This is a genomic window from Acinetobacter johnsonii, assembly GCF_048551975.1.
Classification (GTDB): domain Bacteria; phylum Pseudomonadota; class Gammaproteobacteria; order Pseudomonadales; family Moraxellaceae; genus Acinetobacter; species Acinetobacter johnsonii_A.
Map to the genome: position 1 here is coordinate 16,261 of NZ_JBIMCF010000004.1, position 25,250 is coordinate 41,510.

The following is a 25,250-nucleotide window of genomic DNA, read 5'->3' on the forward strand; positions in this document are numbered from 1 at the left end:
GAATTTTATGTTAGATCAACTACGGGCAATGGGTGTTTTTGCTTGTGTTGTCGAAAAGAGTTCATTTAGTGGTGCCGCGCGTGAGTTAGGCATCACTACAAGTGCTGTGAGTCAGCAAATTCGTTCTTTAGAGCAAGAGATGGAAGTTGTTCTTTTACATCGCTCAACAAGAAAGTTGAATTTAACTGAAGCAGGCCAGGCTTTTTTCCACAGCTGTCAAGAAATGCTCGCCGCTGCTGAACGTGGCAAAATACGTATCAATGAATTGCGCGATGATCTTGTGGGTGAGCTGCGAATAGCCACTACGCCAGAGTTAGGTGCCAATCACGTGATTCCTGCCTTGTCGCATTGGATGTCTGCACATCGTGGATTATCTATTCATATTGAAGCAGATAATCATTATGTGGATTTGATGAATGGGCGAATTGATATTGCCCTCAGAATGAGCCCAACAGTTGACGATCAAAGCGTATATGTCGTGCCATTGGCGCGCGTGGAACAGATTTTGGTTGCTTCACCGAGCTATTTGAATCAGTCTGCACCAATTTCACGACCTGAAGATTTGAAAAATCATGATCTTATTCCGATCACGATTATGAAAAATAATCATGATTTTGATTTTAAAAATGTGGTGACAGGTGACGCAGTTAAACTTGAGATGAAATCAAGAGTAGCCAGTAATAATATTTTAGTGACAAAGACTTTATGCCAACATGGGCATGGGATTGCACGTATTTTATATTTGGATGTTCAAAAAGAATTGGTTAACGGTTCTTTAGTGGAAGTTCTTCCAGAGTGGAAGCTCCCTAACTTTACGCTATACGCCATCATTTCAAAGCATGAACAACAGCCGATGAAAATCCATCGTTGTTTGGATGCATTGAAACAATACTTTTGCCAACTACCCGGCGGTCGTATTTACCAAGAAGCAAGCTAATTCGATAGAGATTGTAACTGACGATCAGTCAACCCATATACATGCTTATAAATTTTAAATGACATAACTACATAATTTGAGTTAAGCGGTTCACATGGAACCGCTTAACATGGAGAGCAGCAGAGAAAGGCCAAAGCACTTATGTCTGTTGCTCTTTATTTTTTTTCCTTCAAAAAAAAAGCAATACTTTTATTTCAAGCTCAAGCTATCGAAGCCTATTCAGCCTGATCTTGTGTTAATTCTAAAGCGCGTTGGTAAGCAATTTTCTTTTTGATGCCGGTCAAATCAGCCGCTAACTGTGATGCAGCTTTCACTGATAAATCTTGTAAGAGACGTGTTAAAAGCTGGTCGAGTTTTTCTTGTGCCATATCTTTTTCAGTGGTTGCGCCACCAACAACCAATACAATTTCACCTTTTTGTTGATGATGATCGTTTGCAATAAATTCAACCAACTCACCTAAGGTCATCTTCTTGATGGTTTCAAAGGTTTTGGTAATTTCACGAGCAAAACCTACAGGGCGGTTAGCACCAAAGACTTTAGCCATGTCACTGACACTGTCTAAAATACGATGTGGTGCCTCATAAAAAATCAGGGTTTGCGTTTCGTCTTTGAGTTTTTCCAAGCTTGCCAGTCGTTGGGTTTGTTTAGAAGACAAAAAACCTTCAAAGCTGAAACGATCACTTGGTAAGCCCACTGAGCTTAAAGCAGCAATCGCAGCACAAGCGCCCGGTACAGGGATTACGCGGATATTATGCTCTTGTGCGGCACGGACCAATTTAAAGCCCGGATCACTGATAAGAGGTGTTCCTGCATCACTGATAAGCGCCATATCTTCACCCTTCAACAAACGCTGAATAAGGATGTCAATTTTGTTGCTTTCGTTATGATCGTGGCATGCGGTGAGCGGCGTTTGAATATTAAAGTGTTTCAGTAATTGTGCTGAAGTTCGTGTATCCTCAGCAGCAATGATTTTGACTGATTTTAATACATCAATTGCGCGGTAAGTTATGTCATCTAAGTGCCCTATAGGGGTTGCGACTACAAATAACTGGGCACTCATGGGTTTTCTCCGCGTTGCAAAATAATAAAATGATGGGTTGAGTCGTGTGCTTTGGTGCATTCAACCGATACCGCGATAAGCATTCTACCTGAATTGTCCGTCGTGGCGTGAGCTAGAATGTTGTGGGCGATGGATTTGCAGGAGTCGGGAAGACTTCGATTGAAATCTAAACGCCAAGAAGGCTTTAAAACGTAGAATGAAATGCATTGTTTGGTTCGAGAGACTCACAGCAGTGGTTTTAAACATCAAGGCGTGAGATTTTTGATCGAAATTGTGCTTTTCGAAATGTGATGATTAAAAAAATAAAAAAAGGAGTGGGGGAAGATAAAGAGATGAAACTGGGACAATGGGCAGAGCAACAAGCTTTGACTGTGCTAGAAGAACAGGGTTATGTTTATGTGCAGTCCAATTATCGCTCGCGCTTTGGAGAAATTGATCTGATTGTACAAAAAGGACAGGAATTGGTTTTTGTTGAGGTCAAAGCACGCTCAAAAACGCGTTTTGCGCAGGCTATTGAAACAATTTCCTATTCAAAACAACGCAAAATAGCAAAAACGGCCATGTTATTTTTACAAGATCATCCACATTTCCAGCAATATTATTGCCGCTTTGATGTGATTTGTTTTGATTTTTTTAAAGAAATTGCAAAAACCATACAGCAAGATTTTTCAAAATTCACTTATGATCAGCAATGGATAGAAAATGCTTTTACTTTTGATCAAGACTTTATTAATCTTTGAACAAAATCAAAGCTGAAATACTGAATTAAAATAGTTTAAAAAGTTGAGGAGTCTTGCTGAGTGTTCAATCGTATTGCAATGACCGTATTATGCGTCGCAAGTTTATCTGGATGTGCAAGTTTCATTTCGGGTGGGACAGGAACAGCCGCTGTAGGAACAGAAAGCGGTGCACGTTCATTAGGGCAGGTTTTTATTGACTCTTCAATTGAGCGTACTGCAAAAATTAACTTATATAAATTGGATAGTCGTTTTAAACAGTCACGCGTCAATATCGAAAGTTTTCATGGCAATGTCTTATTAACAGGACAAGTACCCGATCAACACTTACGTCAATTGGCTGAAGACAATGTACGTGCGATGTCGGATGTCAAAACCGTCCATAACTACATTACAGTTGGAAACCAAATTAGTTATAGCACCATTATGCAAGACACCTCAGTTACAGCAAATACACGAGGCTTGATCATGAAAGCTGCTGTTGTTTCAGATGCGAAAGTGCGTATTCACACCGAAGATGGCGTGTTATATGTGATGGGACGTTTAAATGGTGCTGAAATTACCGATTTAAACCAAGTGTTACAGCAAGTGGGGAATGTGACTAAAATTATCACACTGGTGGATAATATAGAGCAACAGTCGCAAACGACTAGTGCATTTGCATCGCCAATGATTAATTCAACACCGACAGAGCAAACACCTGTTGCGATAGACCCAGACCAAGTTGAGCCAAGTAATGTTCAATAAGTTTCAGCCTTTTGTTAAAAGACTGAATCGTTCGGTAGAGTATGCAAGATTACTTTATCGTGACTTCCGTATTTATGATGTCGGTAGTTATGCCTTAAATCGTTTAACACCGCGTAAGGGTTATTCGGTCCAAGAAAATGTGGCCTATGGGTTACGTGCGCGACATCGTTTAGATCTGTTTCGTACACAAACACCGCGTGAACACCGTCCTCTGATTGTATTTGTGCATGGTGGCGCATGGATGCATGGTGATAAAAAAGATTATCGTTTTATTGGTGAAGCATTTGCAAAAGAAGGCTTTGATGTGGCGGTGATTAACTACCACTTGGCGCCTGAGCATATTTTTCCTGCCTCTATTGATGATCTCAGCTTGGCTTTAAATTATCTCAATGTGCATCAGCTTAAATATCAAATTTCAACGGAAAAAGTGGTGTTGATGGGGCATTCTGCGGGCGCGTTTAATGTGATGTCTGCGCTCTATCATCCGCAACCATATGAAATACAATGCCGCAGTCAAATTACTGCCATTATTGGTTTGGCAGGCCCTTATCATTTTGACTATAAAGGTGATCCGATCTGTGCGGATGCTTTTGATCAGAACAGACCTTATCAAGAAGTGATGCCATATTATTTCGTCGAGCCGAATACGGTTAAACATTATCTATTGGTTGCGGAGAATGATGATGTCGTCGGGTTAAGCAATGCCGTTGATTTGGATCGTAGGTTGAAAGAAAAAGGCAACTATAGTCAACTTTGGACGGTGCCACGCATAGGCCATATTTCAATGATTGGTTCGGTATCGAGTTTGTTTAGTCGTTACTTCACGACCAAGCAAAAAATTATGCAGGCGCTCGAGGATGCGCTTAACCACTAATTGGGTTTTAACGTGTATTTGTTGTAGAGATGGTGAGTGAGCTTAGAGCCACTCACGTGTATCATCTGCGACCGTTGTGCCTTCTGTCGCATGCATGATCATGGCATGTGCAATACTGCCTTTGAACGGAATTTCAGGCAATTGATCAAACTTAAAGAATTGTGCATCGCTGATTTCTTCTTCTTGTAAGCAAAGTTCACCCGATGCGTATTCTGCTTTAAACGCAATCATTAAGTTACTTGGGAAAGGCCAAGGCTGACTGGCTAGGTATTGAACATTTTTAACTCGAATGCCGACTTCTTCCAACGTTTCGCGGCGTACAGCTTCTTCTAAGGTTTCACCGACTTCAACGAAGCCCGCAATCAAGCCATACATATTGCTACGGGTATTACGTGCATTTTTTGCCAACAGAATCTCATCTTCACCTCGTGTAATGACGGTGATGACACAGGGTTGTACCCGTGGATACTGATGATAACCGCAGGCAGGACAGATCATGGCATATTCACTGGCATGTGCTTCTGTGGCGTGGCCGCAATGACTACAAAATTTATGATTGCGACGCCATTCTAGCAGTTGAATAGCTCGGCTGGCCTGTTCGAATTGTGCGGTGCTCCAAAGTGGAAGCAACTGGCGAATTGGGATGAGTTCTAAGCCTTCAGGAATCGGCTCATTGTCTAGCAGGTCTCGTGCAATCACTTGATCACCCGAGTGAAAACTTAAATCACTTGCTAGTTTTTCTACACGAGGCAATTGAAAATTATGGTCCACCAACAATTGTTGTTGGTGGAAAATATATGCGAGTGAAAGTTCTGACATTAGGCAACAGTCTTTAGTTTTTGGCTACTGTTTAATGCTACATCAAACATACTGTGTAATACAGGCTGTTTGTTTTTTAAATTATCAATCAGCATATCTGCACTTGCGAGTGCATCAAGTACATGATTCACCTGACTGGCAGTGAGCGCAGTTTCAGCCGTGATTTGTTGTTGCACAAAATCTGCTGAAATATTCAGAGCGGTTTGACCATTTTCTGCGCCTAAGAACAACATTGCGCCCGCAACTTCACGTAGTTGCGCAGGAGTATTCTCAAGAGCAGTTAAATCTTGTTCTTGCTGATATTGCGCCAACGCTTGACTACTTAAGTCAATAGACGTTTTAGCCTCTGTCAATAATGCAGCATAGGCTTCATCTAAACGGTCTAGTGAAATGTTCATGTTGTTGACACGAAGCTGTAGGCGGCTTGAAGTATGGTGACGTTCTAGCACTCCAATGGAGTTCATTGCCGACAAGATCACATTCATCAACTGCTGTGCAAAACCTTCATCTTTCAGCATATCTGCTTGACTAAGCGATGCTGCCTGACGGCTTAAGTCATTATGTGCTTCATTTAAGTTCAATACTTTGAAGATGTTCGCCAAATCGACCAGTTTTGCTTGGAGCTCTCGGGTCTTCTCAGGGGTCATGGTTTGGTAGTTGTACTCAATGTCATTGCGGATTTGCGACATTTCGGTGGTTACCAAATCACTAATGGTATGCATTGTGTCGAAATCAGGGCCATACAGATGACGACTGAAAACTTGTAGCTGCGTATCTGTGAGTAGGTCGTCGCCAATATTGAGTTTGCCGCGGATGTGTTGAGACACTTCGTCTTCTTGGCTAATACATAAGCTGAGAATGTTGGCAAGATCTGTGAGGTTGGCTTTGAAACGTTTAGGTGCAGTAAAGAACTGAGCAATGTTACGTTCGATACTAATCAAAGTGCGTAAACGTGGTTCATTAATGAGCAATTTTTCAATTTGATTGAGTGCAACATAGACCAAGTTCCAGTACTGTTTACTCGGCGTTTGTTCTGCTAGACCCGCTAAATAAGTACCCACTAATTTCATTGCTTGTAAATCAAGTTCGCTTTCTTCTTGTTTCAGCATTTGGCTTAAAGACAGCTTATACAGGCGATGAACATATTGAGATTTTTCAAGACTTGGTGCTTGAGGGAGGCTGAAATCTGGGGTGATACAGTCTAGTAATGACTCGATGTGCTGACCTTCTTGTGTTAAAGGCTTTGCTAGTGCAATTTCAAGACGGTTTAAGGTGTCGAGTAAAAACTGTGGAATTTTCACTTCTCTTAAGCAAATGAACTCAATATATCGCTTCAGCATGGTCGTGCCTTCGCTGAGTGCAATCACATCTTGCGTATTAATCTGTGCTGGATTCCCCATGATCTTGCGCATAAGCTCTGCGGAATATTCAGCAATTTTGGCTAAGCTCGACATATCAATCAAGGCAAGCACTTGAGCACATTGCTCAAATTGGTTTAATGCGTCGTCAATTCCAAAAGGTAAAGTATGATCTTCTGCTAAGGTGCTCACAGCTGATTCAACTAGCTTAATGGAGTTATCCACTTCATTTTTTATTATCAGCAGCGCTGTTGGATTAAAATGAATAGAGGTTTGGTAAGACATTGATCTGCACCTATCCTAGTGTTTTATCGTGTTTATATGCTGCCCAATAGAGGCATAGCAACTTATTTATCACTATAGCCTAACTGAAAAATCTTGTAATACAAAAGTTAACATAAACTTTAGATTTTATTTGGCAAAAAGGCAGGGTGTGCCATGTTTTTCTTGGTATTGTTTGACCCAAGTCTCATGTGCTTCAAGTTCTTCGGCTGAAGGGTGAATTACCGCCAGTTCAATATCCAGTGTTTGACGCTGACTTTGCCCATTTTCTTCTTCACTATTCGACAGGGCGTCCATATCAAAGGAAACCTGACCACCTGTCATAGCCAAGTAAACATCGGCTAGAATTTCAGCATCCAGTAAGGCCCCGTGGAAGGTACGGTCACGTTGTGGAATTTCGTAACGGCGAACTAAGGCATCGAGTGAGTTTTTTTGCCCCGGATGCTTAGATTTTGCCATCGCGAGGGTATCTGTTACTGCACAAACTTCAGAAAGCGCAACAAATCCTGCACGCTTGAACTCCATGTCTAAGAAGTTCATATCGAAGCTTGCATTATGCGCAATGATTTCCGCACCTTTGAGATAGGCAAATAAAGTGTCTGCAATCTCTTGATACAGTGGTTTATCTTTTAAAAAGTCATCAGATATCCCGTGGACATTTTCAGAGTCGCCCACAGGTTTTTTCGGATTGATGTAGATATGAATAGAGCTTCCAGTGAGCTTTCGATTGACCATTTCAATCGCACCTACTTCAATAATGCGATCGCCATCTTGATAGTAGAAACCGGTGGTCTCTGTATCGAGAATGAGCTGTCGAGGTCCAAAGACGTCAACATTACGTGGAGTAATCACAATTTGCGGATGTTGTTTAAGTTGTGTTAAATCCACACTTACCGCAACTTCAGGCATTTGTTCAGTAGAACACTGAGTTGTTGTATCAAGTTCTGGTTCAGCGACTAAACTTGGCTCTTGTTCTGCAACGTGTATTTCACTTTCGGTTAAATCTTCGCTGTCATCGGCTTCTTCGTCATCGAAACCCAAACCAAAAGGGTCGTTTAATAACCAGTCTGGTTCAATTTTTTTTTTATCTACAGATGGTTCTGTTGTCGCTGTTTTAGACTGACGAAGTTGAGCCTGTGTTTGATCGGCACCAAGGTTCGCCAATTGATCTGCCATTTCGTTACCTTCATGACCTGCATGGCCTTTGACCCAGTGCCAATCGATATCACGGCCTTGGCAGGCTGCATCGAGTTTTTTCCACAAATCTGGGTTTTTAACGTCTTTCCAGTTTTTCTTTTTCCAACCCGTAATCCACTCGGTAATGCCGCGTTTGACATAGGTTGAATCTGTCCAGACGACCAACTTCGCATCGGTTGGGCAAAAAAGAATGCCTTCAATGGCCGCGGTGAGTTCCATACGGTTATTGGTGGTGTTGTCTTCACCGCCACACAGTTTATGTTCTTCAGTCTCTGTAATAATGTACGCGCCCCATCCCCCAAGACCAGGGTTTCCACGACAAGCACCATCGACATACAGGGTAATTGTTTGTGACATACACAACTTCCGTAAACTGAAAATTAAAACTAGGTGAGCACCATTGTATAACGCAAATGCACTAGAGAAGTGTATAACATGCAGCTTTTTAATTTCTTGTAACATTTATACTGATTTCAAGTTAAATTAACGCCTTGTGTCTGCGGCGTGCTTTACTACAATGGCAGATCTAAAAAATAAATTTTATACGAGTTGTTTGGATTTTCTTATGTATAAGTCAGCTGCGATTTTTGGCCAACCGATGTTACCGACATTATTTAAAATTACAGTACTCGGTTCAGCACTCGCGACACTTGGACTGGCTGGTTGCTCCTCGACGCAAAGTGCAACGCAAACATCTAAATCCAAACAAGTCGGATCGAACTACCTAGACGCAAACAGCCTAGATTCTTTAGAAGATTTACTTTCTGCAACCGACATGCGTGCGGTGGAAGGAGATCGCCTATTGGTGTTAAAGCACGGTGATGTTTGGAAGCGTATGACCGTGGGCTTTAAAATGAACACCGATCATTGGAATCCGCGTATTGATGCACAGCGCGGGTGGTTCATTTCACGCCAACCGTATTTGGATCGCTTAAGTGCACGTGCTTCACGTTATTTGTATCACACCGTTAAAGAAGCCGAGCGTCGTGGTTTACCAACAGAGCTGGCTCTACTGCCTGTGATTGAGAGTTCGTATGATCCTGCTGCAACCAGTAGTGCTGCAGCTGCGGGCTTATGGCAGTTTATTCCAAGTACAGGACGTATTTATGGCTTAAAACAAAGTAGCCAATACGACGGTCGCCGTGATGTGGTCGAGTCAACGCGTGCTGCGTATGAGTTCTTGGGCAGTTTATATAACCAGTTTGGTTCGTGGGAACTTGCACTAGCGGCTTATAACGCAGGTCCGGGCCGTATTCAACAAGCAATTAATCGTAATAAAGCCGCAGGTTTGCCGACAGATTATTGGTCATTAAAACTGCCTGAAGAAACCATGAATTATGTGCCACGTTTCTTGGCGGTTGCACAGATCATTAAAAATCCAAATGCGTATAACATAAATTTACCGCCGATTGCGAACCGTCCGCACTTTAGAGAAGTTACTGTGGGCGCGGTGAGTCTAAATGAAGTTGCGTCGATTACCGGTTTAAGTCGTGCCGAGCTGTATCAGTTAAATCCGGGACACCGTGGTGAATGGATTGATGGTGCAAGTCCAATGCGGATTTTAATTCCTGCGGATTTGAGTCCTTCAGTGGATGTACGTTTGAAAAAATTACAGGGTGGTTCAGGCGGCTTGTGGGCATCTGCAAATACCAAACTGCCTGAAAATAACCAAACGATTCAACCAAGCAAAATTGAACCGCCAACGTTAAACACCAAAGCGATCACACCGTCGAAAACAACACCGCCTGTTCTAGCGACGACAACCACAAAAACCACAACAGGAAAGCCTACCACTTCATCTGCTATTACGTCGCCGCCTCGTGGTTCAACGCCTAAGGGTTCTAATGCCCTGGCTGCTTTTGCTGCTAATAGCGATATTCCAAGTGCCCCGCGTATTCCAGTTGCGGTTACGCCAGCGACCCCAGTGAAACCCGTTTCCGTTGAACCACCAATTTCAGCGGCAGAACGTGAGCAGTTAACCGCGGCAATTCAAGCCGAAGGTCAAAGCAAAACTGTCGATGAAGTTCTTAAACCCGTTGCGACGAAAGCAGAGCAAGCTGAAGTGGTAGCTGAAATTCAGGCTTTAGCCCCTCAAGGCACAGAAATTGTAGATCCTCTGGATGGTAAAATTAAACTCACGGCAATTCAAACCAGTCAGTCAGTGGCTGAGCTGCAAGGTAAAGAGTTGACCAAAGGTTTTGCTTATCCAAAGTCTGTGGCTGACAATACCCGTTTAGATTCAGATGAAGTGAAGCGGAATCAAGGCAAAAATTTTGTTAAGACTGACTCTGAAATTGTGATTGTACCGCCAAAAGGTAAACGTTCAACTTATACCGTACAACCGGGTGATACTTTGGCGCTGATTGCTGCCAAAAATGGGGTAAACTGGCGTGATGTGGCGAAGTGGAACCAAATGGATGCCAATGCCACACTTTATGTCGGTACATCGATTTATTTATATGATGCAAAACCACAAGCTGAAAAAGTTGAAGTGCGTTCTAACGTGAAAGCTGAGACTAAACCCGATAGTTATACCGTTCGTGCCAATGATACCTTAACAGGCATTGCAGATGAATTCGGTTTAAGCTTAAAACAGTTGGCTGACTATAACGGCTTAAGTGTGACCAGTGGCGTACGTGTGGGACAAAAGCTTTCCTTAAAAGAAACAGCACAATCGCGAGCAAAAACTAACGATGAGAAAGCTACTAGCCAAACTAAAGTAGCAACTCAGTCGTATATGGTAAAACGTGGCGAATATCTGAAACTGATTGCAGACCGCTATGCACTGTCAAATCAAGAATTGGCAGATTTAACACCGGGTTTAAATGCGGGCAGCAACCTGTTGGTGGGACAAAAAATTAATGTGCCATTCAATGATGTCAAAAGCTTAACGATAAGTAGTGCCAAAGCATCTCCGGTCAAAGCTGAGCCACAGTTCAAAGTTGAAAGTTATAAAGTACAACGTGGTGATACTCTGTATAGCATTGCATCAGAGTCGAAGATCAGCCTGTCGGAGCTGGCTGATCTCAATAATCTTTCAACCAATAGCGGCTTGCAAGTGGGTCAAAGTATTAAGATCCCTGCGGGTTCAACGGTGCCAGATATTTATACCGTTCAGTCTGGGGATTCGTTAACTGCGATTGCTTCGAAATATAATTTGGGTATGGATTATATTGCTGACCTCAACAACATGAGTCGTACAGCGGGCTTACGTGCAGGTCAAAAACTCAAATTAACGGGTGAAGTGCCTACTGTTGAAACGACGAAAACAGTCGAAAAACAAACCACTGCAAGCAATAACTCAACAGATATTCACGTGGTGAAATCGGGTGAAACCCTAAATAGCATTGCGCGTAAATATCACTTGCAACTGAACTATTTGGCTGAATTAAACAATCTAAGCCGTACGGCGAATGTTCGTGTTGGTCAGCGTTTAAAAATTGAAGGTGATGTTGATTCAGCTCCAATCAAAACAGAAATAGTGGCAGCAAAGCCACAAGCAACTTCTAACCGTGCAACTGAAGCTTATAAAGTGAAGTCAGGTGAGTCGTTAAACTCAATTGCAAACCGTGCTGGGATGTCGGTGTCAGAGCTTGCTAGTTTAAATAATCTGAGTCCGCGTGCGGGCTTACAAGTTGGGCAGACCATTCAAATTCCAAAACTGATTTCACAGTACACAGTGAAACGTGGCGATACCTTAATTGGACTGGCAAGTCGTTATGGTATGGACGCCTCGCAATTGGCTGAACTAAATGACATTAAGCCGAATACGCAGTTGCGCATTGGTGATGTAATTAAGGTGCCGAATTAGTATTGAGTTGAAATGCAATTTCAGAGAAAGTCCCGATGAAGGTTAGAACAACTCTCTTGCTGTTCAGCCTTGTAGCGATTCCATTAAAGGCATGGTCTGCACTGCAGACCATGCCTTTTATTGCACCTTATGGTACGCCTAAATATAGCCAGTTGGATCATCTGCCTTATGCCAATGTGCAGGCACCAAAGGGTGGTGAATTAACACGTGCAGTCATCGGGGATTTTGATAACTTAAACAGTATGAATGGTCGCGGTACTGCGGTCGAGGGAACCAACTATTTATTTGACTCACTCATGAGTAGTTCTTTGGATGAGCCTGCGGTGATGTATCCATTGCTGGCAGAAAAGGTCAGCTATGACCCGAAAAACTTTAACGCGATCATTTTTCATTTAAACCCAAAAGCACGGTTTAGTGATGGCAGTTCTGTTACCGCAGCCGATGTAAAGTTCAGTTTTGATATCTTTCAAACCAAGTCCAATTTTGGTTTACAGATGTATTTGTCGGATTTAGCCAAGACCGAAGTGTTGTCCAAATACAGTGTCAAAATGCATTTTAAAACCCGAAATAATGTGGAAATGCCTTTGATTGTGGCCAGAATGCCAATTTATTCCAAAAAAGACTGGCAAGGCAAAGATTTTAGTAAAACTTCAGTCAAGCCGATTTTAGGCTCAGGCCCTTATCTCTTAGAGAAAATCAATGCAGGGCAGCGGGTTGTTTATAAGCGTAATCCAAAGTATTGGGCCAGAGATTTAAAGGTTAACCAAGGGCGCTATAATTTTAACCGCGTGGGTTATGTATATTATCGTAGCAAAGATATTGCTTTTACTGCGTTTAAGGCGGGTTTATATACCTTGCATGAGGAAGAGTCCGCACGACAATGGGTGACAGCCTATAACTTTCCCGCAGCGAAACAAGGTCTCGTTAAAAAATATCGATTTAAGCATTTCAATCCGATTCCAACGCAAAGTTTTGTGTTTAATACTCGCCGTCAGCCCTTTCAAGATATTTATTTTCGCCAAGCTTTAACCTATGCCTACGATTTCGAATGGCAAAACAAGGCGATGTTCTATGGGCAATATCAACGCCTACAAAGTTATTTTTCTAATAGTGAACTAGAGGCGAAGGGTGTGCCTTCGGCTGTTGAAATTAAAATTTTAAAGCCTTATTTAGCGAAATTGCATACTGTGCAGCGAGATGGTGTTTTAAAGAATTGGCATTATTCAGTTTCGGATGGATCGGGCTACAATCGAAATAATTTGCTGATCGCACGACAGATCTTATTAAAAAATGGCTATACATATAATGCAAAAAGGCAATTGTTGGATCGGAAAAATAAGCCGATTCAGTTTGAGTTTCTGATTCAGCCGAGTGATGCTGTGCGTGAAATTACGCCTTTTGTTCGCCACCTAAAGCGCCTAGGAATACAGCTGAACATTCGACAGGTTGATACACCCCAGTATTATGAGCGGATGCGGACTCAAGATTTTGATATGACCCTACAAACGATGCCACAGTCTTTGACACCAGGCAAAGAACAGGTGCAATTGTGGGGCAGTGCTTCAGCCCATCAGGTGGGAAATTATAATTATTCGGGTATTCAAAATCCGGTGATTGATCAGATGATCCGACAGTTGATTCAAGCGCATGATCGTAAGCAAGTGGTCGTTCAAACGCGTATTTTAGATCGCTTGCTACGTGCGGGTTATTATCAAATACCGACCTATGGTAAAGCTGATCAATGGTATGCCTATTGGAATATGTATCAAAAACCAAAACAGAGTCCGCAATTAAATGTCGGTTTGGATTATTGGTGGAGTGATGCCAAACAGGTTAAAAAGGTGAGTCAGTATTTAGGCTGGGCAGCCAAGCCATAAGCAGGCATAGGGGTTTTTGAGATGTGTATGTATATATTCAAAAGGCTGTTGCTGATCGTTCCGACCTTATTTCTGATTTTACTGATCAATTTTGCTGTGATCCAAATTGCACCCGGTGGTCCTGTTGAGCAAGCCATTCAACAAGCGGAAGCTATGCAAACTTTGGGTAATCTGGGTGGTGCCGGTGCAGGCTCAAATGTCTATCAAGGCGCGCAAGGACTCAGTGATGAAATGCTCGCAAAGATCAAAGCACATTATGGTTTTGATCAGCCTATGCATATACGCTTTTTTGAAATGGTGAAAAATTATGCGCAACTGGACTTTGGCACCAGCTTTTTTAAAGACCAGCCCGTTACAGCACTGATTAAGGATAAATTACCTGTATCATTGTCCTTAGGGCTGTGGAGTACCTTGCTGATTTATCTGATTTCGATTCCTTTGGGCATCAAAAAAGCCCGATTGCACGGCACGGTGTTTGATCAGTCGACATCGCTACTGTTGGCAGTGGCTTATGCGGTTCCTGCGTTTATTTTTGCAATTCTCCTGATTGTGTTTTTTGCAGGCGGTTCTTATTTCCAATGGTTCCCCTTACAAGGTTTGGTCTCGGAAAATTTTGCGGATTTGTCGTTATGGGGCAAAATTAAAGATTATTTTTGGCACATGGCTTTACCGCTTTTGGCGATGGTGATGGGTGGCTTTGCCACGTTGACTTATCTCACCAAGTATTCGTTTATGGAAGAGCTAGGCAAGCCTTATGTGCTGACGGCACGTTCTAAAGGCTTGACTGAGTCGCAAGTGTTATATGGCCATGTGTTTCGCAATGCGATATTGATTGTGGTGGCAGGCTTACCTGAAGCTTTAATCGCTTACTTCTTTGTGGGCAATTTATTTATTGAGATCATATTTAATCTGGATGGTTTAGGTTTATTGGGATTTGAAGCCATTGTGCAGCGTGACTATCCTGTGATTTTTGGCACCTTGTTCATTTTTACTTTGTTGGGCTTGCTGCTGCGTCTGATTGGCGATGTGTTGTATCAGCTGATTGATCCGAGAATACATTTTGATTCGCAAGGGAGAGGCTGATGTCACCCATTTTACAGGCAGGTTTCAAACGATTTAAGCAAAATAAGCTCGGGCTCAGTTGTTGTATTTTATTTATCTGTGTTTTTGTACTGTCTTTAGCCTCAGATCTAATCGCGAATGATAAACCACTATTGGTGAAGTATAATCAGACCTTATATTTCCCTGTATTGAAACACTATCCTGAAACGACTTTTGGCGGTGTTTTCGAAACTGAAACTGAATATAAAGATCCAGTGGTACAGCAGCTGATTCAAGCAAAAGGTTGGGTTGTTTGGCCGTTGATTCGATATTCATATCAAACCCCCAATGTAGATTTGACAGTCCCTGTACCGTCACCACCCACAATGCAAAATTGGCTCGGGACAGATGACCAAGGTCGTGATGTTTTGGCACGAGTATTATACGGCTTACGTGTCTCATTGCTGTTCGGTTTTATTTTGACTTTCAGTTCAACTGTATTGGGCATTGTGATTGGGGCAATACAAGGCTATTACGGTGGTTGGGTCGATTTAATCGGGCAGCGCATTTTAGAAGTGTGGGGTGGCTTACCCATGCTGTTCATGGTGATGATTTTAGTTAGTATGTTTAGCCCAAATATTTACTGGCTGTTTTTAATCATGCTGTTATTCAGTTGGATAATTTTAGTTCCACTGGTACGGGCTGAGTTTTTGAGGGCGCGCCAGCTGGACTATGTCCGTGCCGCGCGAAGTTTAGGTGTCACCAACCGAGCTATTATTTTTCGGCATATTTTACCCAACGCGATCAGCTCTAGCCTGTCACAACTGCCTTTTATTTTAACAGCCAATATTACAGCGCTAACCGCACTGGATTTCTTGGGTTATGGCCTACCGCCTAATGCGGCATCATTAGGCGAGCTTTTGTTACAAGGTAAGAATAATTTAAACGCACCATGGTTGGCCCTGTCTGGCTTTTTTAGCTTGGCTATCGTGCTTGCGTTGCTGATGTATATCGGGGAGGCTTTGCGCGATGCATTTGACCCTAGATGCCAATAGTACAGCCTCCATACTTAAAGTGAATGCTCTGAGCATTCACATTCCAGAACGGGTATTGGTCGATCAGCTCAGTTTTGAACTGCATGCTGGGCAGACTTTAGCACTGGTTGGAGAGAGTGGTTCAGGAAAATCGGTCAGTGCTTTAGCCTTGATGGGTTTATTGCCGAAAGATTTACAAGTGCAAGGCTCAGTACTATTAGACGGAAAAAATCTCTTAAAGCTGAGCGATGCGCAACTTAGGTCTATTCGTGGGCAAAAAATCGCGATGGTTTTTCAAGAGCCAATGACCGCTTTAAATTCTTTGCATCGGGTGGAAAAGATCATTGCCGAGACTTTATGGTCACAGGGCTGGTCTAAAACACAAGCGCGACAACGAGTGATTGCCTTGCTAGAAGATGTGGGCATTCCAAATCCAAAAAGTGTGTTGCGGCGTTTTCCATATGAGCTGTCTGGCGGGCAGCGTCAGCGGGTCATGATTGCCATGGCACTGGTGCAAGAGCCTGATATTTTGATTGCTGATGAGCCCACCACGGCACTAGATGTCATGCTGCAAGTTCAAATTTTAGACTTGCTGAAGTCTTTACAACAGCGCCATAACATGGCCATGATTTTGATCAGCCACGACCTCAATTTGGTGAAACATTATGCTGATGATGTCGTAGTCATCCATCAAGGCAAGGTCGTAGAGCAAGGGGCAGTTGCGCAGATTTTTGAGCAGTCGCAGTCTGCTTATACTCAAAACTTACTCAATCATTCTTTTGGTCAAGCTATTAACGTACAAGATACTGCTCCTTTGCTCCGCTTAAAACAACTCGAGGTTAAATTTCCGATTAAAAAAGGCTGGTTTAATCGCACGACACAGTATCTTGCTGCGGTTGAAGCTTTAGACTTGGACTTAGCTCAAGGGCATTCTTTGGGAGTGGTGGGGGAAAGTGGTGCAGGCAAAAGTTCTTTGGCTCTGGCTGTAGCAAGGTTGATTGAAAGTCGAGGACAGATCCAGTTTGGAGAACATGATTTAAACCAACTCTCGCAAAAGGCATTACGTCCGCTACGTCGTGATTTTCAAATCGTGTTTCAAGACCCATTCGCAAGTTTGAACCCACGCATGAGTGTTGAACAAATCATTTCAGAAGGTTTGACTTTAAAGCCTTTGTCTTCGTTTGAGAGGACACAGCGTGTTGAGAATGTCTTAACTCAGGTGGAGTTGCCAGTCACATTTAAAAGCTATTATCCACATGAGCTATCTGGTGGACAGCGGCAGCGTGTAGCTTTGGCACGAGCTTTGGTGCTTCAACCTAAACTATTGATTTTAGATGAACCGACTTCGGCTTTAGACCGAAGTACGCAGCGTTCAATTGTGGCGTTATTACGCCTTCTACAACAGGAGCAGGGCATCAGCTATTTGTTTATTAGTCATGACTTACAAGTGGTGCGGGCACTCTGCCAACAGGTTTTGGTCTTGCGTCATGCCAAAGTGGTGGAATTGCAAGCCACTGAACAACTTTTTGAGCAACCGCAGTCTGACTATACGCGTCAATTGATTCAAGCCAGTCAGTATCAGTAAAATCATTTTCTAAATAAAAGATCAGAAATTTTGACAAAATGAATTGTCAAACTCTCTTGACTGTAGCTAAAAAACACATAGAGTAAAAACACTAAAAAATATTAAAGGATGAATTTTCATGAGCCAGCTTGCAAGCGCAATCGACATTGGGCAGGTCCATTTTAAAAATAAGATGATTAAAGGGGCGATGAGTGAAGCACTGGCTAATCATGCAGGCCAGCCGAATCATTTGCACTTAGGCTTGTATGAGGCTTGGGCAAAAGGAGGCCTAGGCTGTGCCATTACAGGTAATGTGATGGTGGACTTCCGAGCTAAAAATGAGCCAGGCGTGGTGGTGATTGAAACCGAGCATGACTTAGAACCACTAAAAAAATGGGCTGCGATTGGTAAAAAACATGGCATGGTGCAATTGGTACAGTTGTCACATCCGGGCCGTCAATGTCCTAAGGGTTTAAATAAGGAAACGGTTGCACCTTCAGCAGTACCGTTTAGCCCTGCTTTAGCAATGAGCTTCGGAACACCGCGTGAGCTACGTGAAGATGAAATCCTTGATATTATCCAACGTTTTGCAACTTCAGCCGCCATCTGTGAAAAAGCGGGCTTTGAAGGCGTGCAATTACATGGTGCGCATGGTTATCTTATCAGTCAGTTTTTATCACCTTTGACCAATAAACGCCAAGATCAATGGGGTGGCTCTGCTGAAAACCGCATGCGTTTTTTATTGGAAATTTATAAAGCGGTACGTGCAGCGACCTCGGATCAGTTTATTATTTCGGTCAAACTTAATTCAGCAGATTTTCAGCGTGGCGGAATCTCGGAAGAAGATGTCATTGCGACATTTAAAGCCATTGATGCGGCTGGGATAGATTTGATTGAGATTTCAGGCGGCAGCTATGAAGCACCTGCGATGGCTGGGGTGAAGCAAGAAAAACGTAAGGCATCGACTATTGCACGTGAGGCTTACTTCTTAGAGTTTGCTGAAAAAATTCGTGAACAAGTCCAGTGTAAGTTGATGGTGACTGGCGGTTTCCGTACAGTGGTGGGTATGAACGCAGCCTTAGAAAGCGGCGCGTGTGACTTTATTGGGATGGCACGTCCGTTTGCGGTAGAACCTGACGTGACCAACCGTTTAATTGCAGGACAAGATGTGCGTTATGCAGTCGATAAGATCAAAACAGGCATTTCGATGATCGATAAAATGGCGATTATGGAAGTGATCTGGTATGCCGCGCAATTTAAGGATATCGCAGAAGGTAAACAGCCAAATCCGAAACTGTCACCGCTTAAAGTGTTTTTTAATTATTTAAAAGGCAATGTGAAAGCCGTGATTAAAGGGCAAGTTAACTCTAGAAAGTCAGCTTAAGCATAGCCTCACTGCGTGATAGAGCAATAGTGTTCAAAATAGGAAGCAGACGACTGCCCATTTGCCATTGCAGCATTGAAGGCATGTCTGCTTTGTATTTGGGTAAAATAGTGTTGAATGGACTGATACTGAGCAAATTGTGGTGTGGCATAACTGGCCGCATAGAGTGGAAACCACATCAAGATATCGGCATAACTAAACACATCGCCTGCAAAGTATGAATGCGTGTTTAAGTGGGTATCAATTGCTTTAAGTTGTCGATCTAGCTCAGGGTTTAAATAAGCGTGATTGAACGCACTGTAAAAGGCCAAACTCACAATGCGCAAAAGCAAATGTGTTTGTTGTTTAATGTGTTGGAAAACTTGTTTCAATGCCAAATTGGGCATGAGACTGGCATCGCTATAATGGCTATAAAAACAGAAGTTCCAATACTGTGTATGGTCATGAGGAATAATCAACTTTTGGCATAGTTGGCATAGGTATTCTACGATTGCACTGCTTTCCGTAAGTCGTATCGTCTGAGTATTATGTGAAATGTCGAACGTTCGAAATTTCAGATTTGTTTGTTTAGCTTGTGCTGTATCATAAAGTTTGAGTTCATAAGACTACTCAAGTTCCTCAACTAGCCAAAGAATACGTTGTGAACGCGAGTTTTGAAGATGATGTAAGATCATAAATATTTTTAGTTTTAAGTGATTGATCGTATATATAAAAGAAGAATAAAGGAAAGCTAGAATGAAAAATAGAAATGTTGCGATTTTAAGTGCTGTTTAACTGTTCGTAAGTCCTCAACTGCTATGGACGAATATGTCCTATCAAACGGGCGATATTATTTTTCATGTTTCGAAGTCTCAGCAAAGTTTAGGGATACAAAAAGCGACCAAGTCCCGTTATAGCCATAAGAGTTTAATTGTTAATAGAAATGGAAAAGCATGGGTTTTAGAGGTGGTTCAGCCTGTGAAATATACTGCACTTCAGCAGTGGATTGATCGCGGGGTTGAGTGTCATTACGTGGTGAAGCGCTTTAAAACGAATTTGACTGTTCAGCAAAAGCAGCACTTGATCAAGAACGCAGAACAATACTTAGGCCAGCCTTATGATCTCTATTTTGAGTGGGACAGTCGTGCGCTATATTGCTCAGCAATAGTCTGGAAGGCCTATCATGATGCTTTAGGTATTGAGTTGGCGCCGTTATCCAAACTGAAACAATTTGATTTAAGTTCGTCTGAAGTCAAGCAACTCATGCAACAGCGATATGGGCAAAACATTCCCTTGCATGAAACTGTGATTACGCCACAGGCTATTTTTGCCTCGACCGCTTTAGTTGAAGTTGATCGTAAATAGAAAAGCAATAAAAAAGCCCAAGTATTATGACTTGGGCTTTTTTATGAGATTACTTTAGGAAAAATCAATCTCGAATATGGCGTCCCTACGGGGATTCGAACCCCGGTTACCGCCGTGAAAGGGCGATGTCCTAGGCCTCTAGACGATAGGGACAGTACAGAAGTGATGTTCTAAAACCGATTACTTTTGATCTTAAGTAATGGCGTCCCTACGGGGATTCGAACCCCGGTTACCGCCGTGAAAGGGCGATGTCCTAGGCCTCTAGACGATAGGGACTTAATAAAACTTTACTTCTGAAATTGGCGTCCCTACGGGGATTCGAACCCCGGTTACCGCCGTGAAAGGGCGATGTCCTAGGCCTCTAGACGATAGGGACGTTTCAGAGGTGCGCGTATATTAGGGTGAAAATAGAGGGGTGTCAAATGCTTTTCTCTAAATAATTCCAGTTTTAAGTGTTGAGTGCATAAATTTACAACAATCTAAATAAAATGATTAAAAATCATATGATTTGAGTCGATTTTTTAAGCAACTTAAGCACGTTGTTAATGAATTCGGCATGGCGTAAATAGCCTTCGATCAGATGAGGATGAGCAATATCAGTGGTGATTTGCTTGTTGATAATGGCGGGAGTAAAAGCAAACGGTTTTTTGTTTAGTGGAAACGCACTTAGAAAATCAGCATCTGAATAAAAGTTGATCTAATCACCGTATAAAGCAGCGGGCCGTTGAATAGGTTGCTGCAAATGACACTGAATAACGCGAAAGGCAAAGTGGTGAACCGAGGGTAATCAGTGCTTGAATCTTAAGCTCAGGGTGTTGAATTAAATAATTATAGGCAATCACGCTGCCTATAGAGTGGGCAATCACAATATTGGGTTTCGTACCATGTAAGTGCTCACGCAGACGTATATGTGCGGTGTGGATGAAGTGTGGATTGGATAAATATAGATACGCTTCCATCAAAAAACGATGAATAAAGCTGCTATGCAACTCTGGGAAATGGTTGATTAAACTAGCTAAGTCACGCAAGGCCAGATCTTTGCCGAGGAGGCTGATGTATTTAATTTTATTATTGAATGAGAATTCATCTGAAAGTGTGAGCTGAGGATTTTTAGAAATTTCAGCTTGATGTTCAATATTGGGTGCAGCGGTGTGAGTTAGGTGAATAGGATGTAAAAAGGAAACCAATGTTGCGGCATGAGGTTGCTAGCGCTGAGGGTGTTTTCTAAATGCTGACGTATTAGAATATCTCCGTAAAAGTCCAGCCGACTGTACCGCTGAAGATAAGGTAGGTCATCTGCGCGGCCAAGTTCGCTCAGTACCTGTTGTAAGATCACAAGTCAATGTTGAAGCAGGGTACGTGCAGTCTTGTGCTGCTGATTCATTTCATGAATCCATACAATATTCATCGTGTATGCACCGATGATGTACTTGATAAAAACAGTATAAAAAAAGAGCGACCGGAGTCGCTCTTTTTTAACAATACGGATTAAGATTTCTTGTGATAAAAGGTGTAATAACTGGCATAACATACTGCAATAAACAGTAAACAACCAAAGAAGCTAATACGCATACTTGGGTCAAACACCATACTAACGCAGGTGATAAAGCAGAAGATAAAGCCAAGGATTGGCAAAATAGGAAACAGGGGTGCTGCAAAACCTAATTCTTCTTTTTTACGTCCTTGTTTATACCATTGGCGACGGAAGTTAAATTGGCTTAAGCAAATACTCATCCAAACTACGACCATGGTAAACGCTGCTATACCCAGTAAATTGGTAAAAATAGCTTCAGGTGCAAACTGTTCAGACAGTAAACCCGGCATTCCACCAATCATGGTCACAATGACTGCAACGTAAGGGACACCACGTGCATTGATTTTTGAGAAGACTGCTGGCAAATGTTTTTGGTAAGACAACGACCACATCATACGCGAAGCGGCAAATAGTCCTGAGTTCGCAGCAGATAGCAACGCAGTGATAATCACAAAACGAATGATATCTTCAGCATAAGGAATCCCAATGTGTTGGAATACGGTTACAAATGGACTGCTACTCACGCCTTCAGCCGCTAAACCTGCCTCTTGATGCGGAAGGAGTGAAGTCACGACTAAGATGGTACCTACAAAGAAAATCAATAAGCGGAAAATTGCAGTATTGATGGCTTTGGGGACATTCTTAGCAGGATCTTTGGTTTCACCCGCAGCAACACCAATCAGCTCTGTACCAGAAAATGCAAAGTTCACGATCAACATGGTGGTAAAGATAGGGAACAAGCCTTCTGGGAACCAACCCTGAGCCGTTAAGTTGCTAAATAAAGGCGCAGCTTCATAGCCTCTGTAGCCAATCACGCCAAAAATAGCGAGTAGACCCAATAAAATAAAAATAACAACGGTGATAACTTTGACTAAAGCTAACCAAAACTCAGATTCAGCGAACCATTTGGTCGAAATCATATTTAAACTAAATACAAAAGCACCAAAAATTAGGGTCCACATCCACATTGAACTATCTGGAAACCACTCCTGCATGAGCAGTGCGGCAGCTGTAAACTCGGTTCCTAGCGTGACTGACCACGTTAGCCAGTACAGCCATGTGATGGTATAACCTGTACCTGGTCCGATATAGCGTTTGGCATAGGCGCCAAATGAGCCAGACTCAGGCATATGAACAGCAAGTTCCCCTAAACACAGCATGACCATATATGCAATGATCCCGCCGAGGAAATAAGAAATAATGGCACCTACAGGCCCCGTTTGTGCAATGACTTCACCCGACCCTAAAAATAGGCCAGTCCCGATTGCGCCACCAAGCGAAATCATAACCAGATGTCGAGTACTCATAGCGCGTTTTAAAGGCGCAGAATTGCCCTGATGCGAAGCATCATTCGGAGATGAGTGCATAAGCGTTAATAAGTTCAGGAATGAAGCGGGCTATTGTAGTGAAAAACTGCAAATCTGCAATGAAATAATAGTAATTATGAATAAGTGTTGATCGGATAAGAGCAAGATATGGCGTCCCTACGGGGATTCGAACCCCGGTTACCGCCGTGAAAGGGCGATGTCCTAGGCCTCTAGACGATAGGGACGTTGTGAGGTGATGCGTATATTAAGGATTAAAGGCCTATTTGTCAAAAGGGTTTTTGCTCTGTGATGGTTGAAAGTTCAAACATTGGGCAAAACAAGTAATTAAATTGAATGAATTTTTTATTGTTGCAAAAGTGAGCCCAAAAAATAAGCTTAAGCTCACTTTGCTAAAGATGCTTAGTTTTTATTGTGATAGAGCCAATAGTAACTAGCATAGCAAGCCACCATAAAGAGCAAGCAACCAATAAAACCTGAAAGCATTTCAGGGTCAGCCGCCATACTTAAGCCTGTTTCTGTACAGCAGATAAAGCCTATGATCGGAACCAAGGGGTACGGAATTACAGCTCCGATAAAGCATGGCCCTGCTTTAACCATTGGCGACGAAAGTTAAACTGACTAGCAAATACTCATCCAGACAATCACCATAGTGAATGCTGCAACACCCATTAAGTGCTTAAAAATGACATCTGCACCAAACTGCTCAGAGAGCAAGCCCGGCAAGCCACCAATCATGGTGACCCAAATGGCAATATAAGGCACCCCAGATTTACTTACTTTGGCAAATAGCTTGGACAATTGGTTTTGTGAGGGCAGGGCCCACATCATCCGTGATGCAGCATATAAGCCTGAGTTTGTGATTGATAATAACGCTGTGATAATCACAAAACAGATAAAATCCTCGGCATAGGGAATGCCCATTTGGGTGAATACAGTTACAAACGGGCTGCTGCTTAAGCCGCCATGTCCGCCCACTTGCAAACCGGTGTTGCTATAGCTAAGTAGCGAACTGATGACAATGATGGTACCAACAAAGAAAATAATGAGGCGCCAAACCGTGACATGAATGGCTTTAGGCACATTTTTTCTGGGTTTTTAGTTTCACCTGCGGCAATGCCAATCATTTCTGTACCATTAAAAGCAAAGTTCACAATTAATAAGGTGGTAAACAAAGGAATAAGACCATTTGGTAGCCAGCCTTGTGCTGTTAAGTTGTTAAATAAGGGGGCAGATTCATAGCCCTGAAAAGGAATGATACCGAAAATACAGGCAAAGCCTAAAAGAATGAAAATGAGTACAGTTGCGACTTTAATCATGGACAGCCAAAACTCAGACTCTGCAAAAGCTCGGGTTGAACTGAGGTTTGAAATCAAAACGCCACTGGCAAAGATTAACGTCCATAACCAGATTGACGTTTGCGGGAACCATTCCTGTACCAAAATGGCTGCTGTTGTAAATTCTGTGCTGAGTGTTGCCGACCAGCCGAGCCAATACATCCACGACACCATATAACCTGTGCCAGGGCCAATATAAAGTGTTGCAAAGGCACCAAATGAACCAGAAACAGGTAAATGTACTGCAAGCTCCCCGAGGCAAAGCATGACCATATATGCAATCACCCCCCAATAATATAAGCCAGCACAGCACCAAGAGGCCCTGCTTGTGAAATCACTTCGCTTGAGCCCATGAACAGACCTGTACCAATGGCAATGGCGCCACCAAGCGATAACATGACATGATCAGGTGGCTTGTGCTCATGGCATGTTTTAATGAGGTATTTTGGGGTGAATCAATTGAAGACTGCGAAGGTGGCATTGCAGATTGCATAGAAAATCAAACAATGGGCTTAAAGTTATATTCTAGATTTTAATAAGATGAAAAATCACGTGAATTGAAATTTTCTGATGAACTCTCAGTATTAATTTAAAAAACAAATGTTTAAAGTCAATTTTTTAGTGGTCGGGTGTTGGATAAGAAGGGCTATTTTCAGCACTTGAATGGATTTCTTGTACAACAGGGTCTTGGTTGGTGTTATTGGTCTCTTGTTGGACAAACCAGAGGTAAAAAATAGAAGGTGATAGAATCAATAAAAAGATTAAAAATTTCTTAAGCATAACAATCAACCTTGAAAAACACGAACTATAGTATAGCTAGTGAATTGTTAAAATTGAAATGAAACATCGGTGGTCAATCAGAACCGATTAAATGAAAAGTAGTGTTTTCTAGAAATAGAATAAGATGGCGTCCCTACGGGGATTCGAACCCCGGTTACCGCCGTGAAAGGGCGATGTCCTAGGCCTCTAGACGATAGGGACGTTGCG

General features: G+C 42.5%; 19 protein-coding genes, 5 tRNA genes and 1 pseudogene. 11 read left to right on the forward strand and 14 right to left on the reverse strand.

Annotated elements, in window-relative coordinates:
• Positions 1-7 precede the first annotated feature (7 nt).
• Positions 8-937: a LysR family transcriptional regulator gene (locus ACG9ZB_RS05010; RefSeq protein ID WP_419324556.1), complete on the forward strand. Its 930-nt coding sequence runs from the start codon at positions 8-10 to the stop codon at positions 935-937.
• A 215-nt stretch (positions 938-1,152) separates the two neighbouring features.
• Here the strand turns inward: ACG9ZB_RS05010 and rsmI are convergent, their stop codons facing one another.
• A complete protein-coding gene (rsmI, locus tag ACG9ZB_RS05015; protein WP_348960020.1) occupies positions 1,153-1,998 on the reverse strand; it encodes a 16S rRNA (cytidine(1402)-2'-O)-methyltransferase in 846 nt (281 codons plus the stop codon).
• Positions 1,999-2,330: 332 nt separating this feature from the next.
• Here rsmI and ACG9ZB_RS05020 point away from each other — a divergent pair, with 332 nt between their 5' ends.
• From ACG9ZB_RS05020 to ACG9ZB_RS05030, 3 genes are read left to right on the forward strand one after another with little or no spacing between them, the layout of a single operon-like run.
• The gene (locus ACG9ZB_RS05020; RefSeq protein ID WP_419324792.1) at positions 2,331-2,738 is read left to right on the forward strand and encodes a YraN family protein; all 408 of its coding nucleotides are present in this window, start codon (positions 2,331-2,333) and stop codon (positions 2,736-2,738) included.
• Positions 2,739-2,798: 60 nt separating this feature from the next.
• Complete coding sequence (locus ACG9ZB_RS05025) at positions 2,799-3,482, forward strand: BON domain-containing protein (RefSeq protein WP_281963515.1); 684 nt, start codon at positions 2,799-2,801, stop codon at positions 3,480-3,482.
• On the forward strand, positions 3,472-4,356 hold the full coding sequence (locus tag ACG9ZB_RS05030; RefSeq protein WP_419324558.1) for an alpha/beta hydrolase: 885 nt from the start codon (positions 3,472-3,474) through the stop codon (positions 4,354-4,356). Before ACG9ZB_RS05025 ends, ACG9ZB_RS05030 begins: the two co-directional genes overlap by 11 nt.
• Positions 4,357-4,398: 42 nt before the next feature.
• On the opposite strand, the gene nudC is transcribed toward ACG9ZB_RS05030, so the two are convergent.
• The 3 genes from nudC to dnaQ form a co-directional block, all read right to left on the reverse strand.
• Positions 4,399-5,175, reverse strand: coding sequence for an NAD(+) diphosphatase (gene nudC / locus ACG9ZB_RS05035; RefSeq protein WP_183175268.1), 777 nt, complete (start codon positions 5,173-5,175; stop codon positions 4,399-4,401).
• Entirely contained in the window at positions 5,175-6,818 is a 1,644-nt protein-coding gene (locus ACG9ZB_RS05040) for a chemotaxis protein (RefSeq protein ID WP_419324560.1), read from the reverse strand. The genes nudC and ACG9ZB_RS05040 overlap by 1 nt, the downstream gene beginning before the upstream one ends.
• Before the next feature lie 126 nt (positions 6,819-6,944).
• Complete coding sequence (gene dnaQ / locus ACG9ZB_RS05045) at positions 6,945-8,369, reverse strand: DNA polymerase III subunit epsilon (RefSeq protein ID WP_419324562.1); 1,425 nt, start codon at positions 8,367-8,369, stop codon at positions 6,945-6,947.
• Positions 8,370-8,577: 208 nt separating this feature from the next.
• On the opposite strand from dnaQ, the gene ACG9ZB_RS05050 reads away from it, so the two are divergent.
• The 6 genes from ACG9ZB_RS05050 (at position 8,578) to ACG9ZB_RS05075 (ending at position 18,723) form a co-directional block, all read left to right on the forward strand.
• Positions 8,578-11,823: a LysM peptidoglycan-binding domain-containing protein gene (locus ACG9ZB_RS05050; protein WP_419324564.1), complete on the forward strand. Its 3,246-nt coding sequence runs from the start codon at positions 8,578-8,580 to the stop codon at positions 11,821-11,823.
• A gap of 35 nt (positions 11,824-11,858) precedes the next feature.
• Complete coding sequence (locus ACG9ZB_RS05055) at positions 11,859-13,700, forward strand: extracellular solute-binding protein (RefSeq protein WP_419324566.1); 1,842 nt, start codon at positions 11,859-11,861, stop codon at positions 13,698-13,700.
• A 21-nt stretch (positions 13,701-13,721) separates the two neighbouring features.
• Positions 13,722-14,783, forward strand: coding sequence for a microcin C ABC transporter permease YejB (locus tag ACG9ZB_RS05060; RefSeq protein WP_419324568.1), 1,062 nt, complete (start codon positions 13,722-13,724; stop codon positions 14,781-14,783).
• Complete coding sequence (locus tag ACG9ZB_RS05065; RefSeq protein WP_419324570.1) at positions 14,783-15,796, forward strand: ABC transporter permease; 1,014 nt, start codon at positions 14,783-14,785, stop codon at positions 15,794-15,796. The genes ACG9ZB_RS05060 and ACG9ZB_RS05065 overlap by 1 nt, the downstream gene beginning before the upstream one ends.
• A complete protein-coding gene (locus ACG9ZB_RS05070; protein ID WP_419324572.1) occupies positions 15,771-17,360 on the forward strand; it encodes an ABC transporter ATP-binding protein in 1,590 nt (529 codons plus the stop codon). Before ACG9ZB_RS05065 ends, ACG9ZB_RS05070 begins: the two co-directional genes overlap by 26 nt.
• Before the next feature lie 118 nt (positions 17,361-17,478).
• Positions 17,479-18,723 carry an NADH:flavin oxidoreductase/NADH oxidase family protein gene (locus ACG9ZB_RS05075; RefSeq protein ID WP_419324574.1) on the forward strand — a complete coding sequence of 415 codons (1,245 nt, stop codon included), beginning with the start codon at positions 17,479-17,481 and terminating at the stop codon, positions 18,721-18,723.
• Between the two features lie 8 nt (positions 18,724-18,731).
• Here the strand turns inward: ACG9ZB_RS05075 and ACG9ZB_RS05080 are convergent, their stop codons facing one another.
• Complete coding sequence (locus ACG9ZB_RS05080; protein ID WP_419324576.1) at positions 18,732-19,181, reverse strand: glutathione binding-like protein; 450 nt, start codon at positions 19,179-19,181, stop codon at positions 18,732-18,734.
• 349 nt (positions 19,182-19,530) lie between these two features.
• Between ACG9ZB_RS05080 and ACG9ZB_RS05085 the strand changes: the two genes are divergently transcribed.
• Positions 19,531-20,067 carry a YiiX family permuted papain-like enzyme gene (locus ACG9ZB_RS05085; RefSeq protein ID WP_419324578.1) on the forward strand — a complete coding sequence of 179 codons (537 nt, stop codon included), beginning with the start codon at positions 19,531-19,533 and terminating at the stop codon, positions 20,065-20,067.
• 77 nt (positions 20,068-20,144) lie between these two features.
• Here ACG9ZB_RS05085 and ACG9ZB_RS05090 read toward each other — a convergent pair.
• The 9 genes and pseudogenes from ACG9ZB_RS05090 to ACG9ZB_RS05130 form a co-directional block, all read right to left on the reverse strand.
• Positions 20,145-20,220: transfer RNA gene (locus ACG9ZB_RS05090), tRNA-Glu, on the reverse strand.
• Positions 20,221-20,267: 47 nt separating this feature from the next.
• Positions 20,268-20,343: transfer RNA gene (locus ACG9ZB_RS05095), tRNA-Glu, on the reverse strand.
• A 24-nt stretch (positions 20,344-20,367) separates the two neighbouring features.
• Positions 20,368-20,443 (reverse strand) — tRNA-Glu (locus ACG9ZB_RS05100).
• Between the two features lie 325 nt (positions 20,444-20,768).
• Positions 20,769-21,254, reverse strand: a complete 486-nt coding sequence (locus tag ACG9ZB_RS05105) for a hypothetical protein (RefSeq protein WP_279678767.1) — start codon at positions 21,252-21,254, stop codon at positions 20,769-20,771.
• 301 nt (positions 21,255-21,555) lie between these two features.
• Positions 21,556-22,968 carry an amino acid permease gene (locus tag ACG9ZB_RS05110; RefSeq protein ID WP_419324580.1) on the reverse strand — a complete coding sequence of 471 codons (1,413 nt, stop codon included), beginning with the start codon at positions 22,966-22,968 and terminating at the stop codon, positions 21,556-21,558.
• 109 nt (positions 22,969-23,077) lie between these two features.
• Positions 23,078-23,153 (reverse strand) — tRNA-Glu (locus ACG9ZB_RS05115).
• 175 nt (positions 23,154-23,328) lie between these two features.
• Positions 23,329-24,744: pseudogene (locus ACG9ZB_RS05120) on the reverse strand (amino acid permease).
• A gap of 137 nt (positions 24,745-24,881) precedes the next feature.
• Positions 24,882-25,043 carry a hypothetical protein gene (locus ACG9ZB_RS05125; RefSeq protein WP_279688334.1) on the reverse strand — a complete coding sequence of 54 codons (162 nt, stop codon included), beginning with the start codon at positions 25,041-25,043 and terminating at the stop codon, positions 24,882-24,884.
• A gap of 125 nt (positions 25,044-25,168) precedes the next feature.
• Positions 25,169-25,244 (reverse strand) — tRNA-Glu (locus tag ACG9ZB_RS05130).
• Positions 25,245-25,250 lie beyond the last annotated feature (6 nt).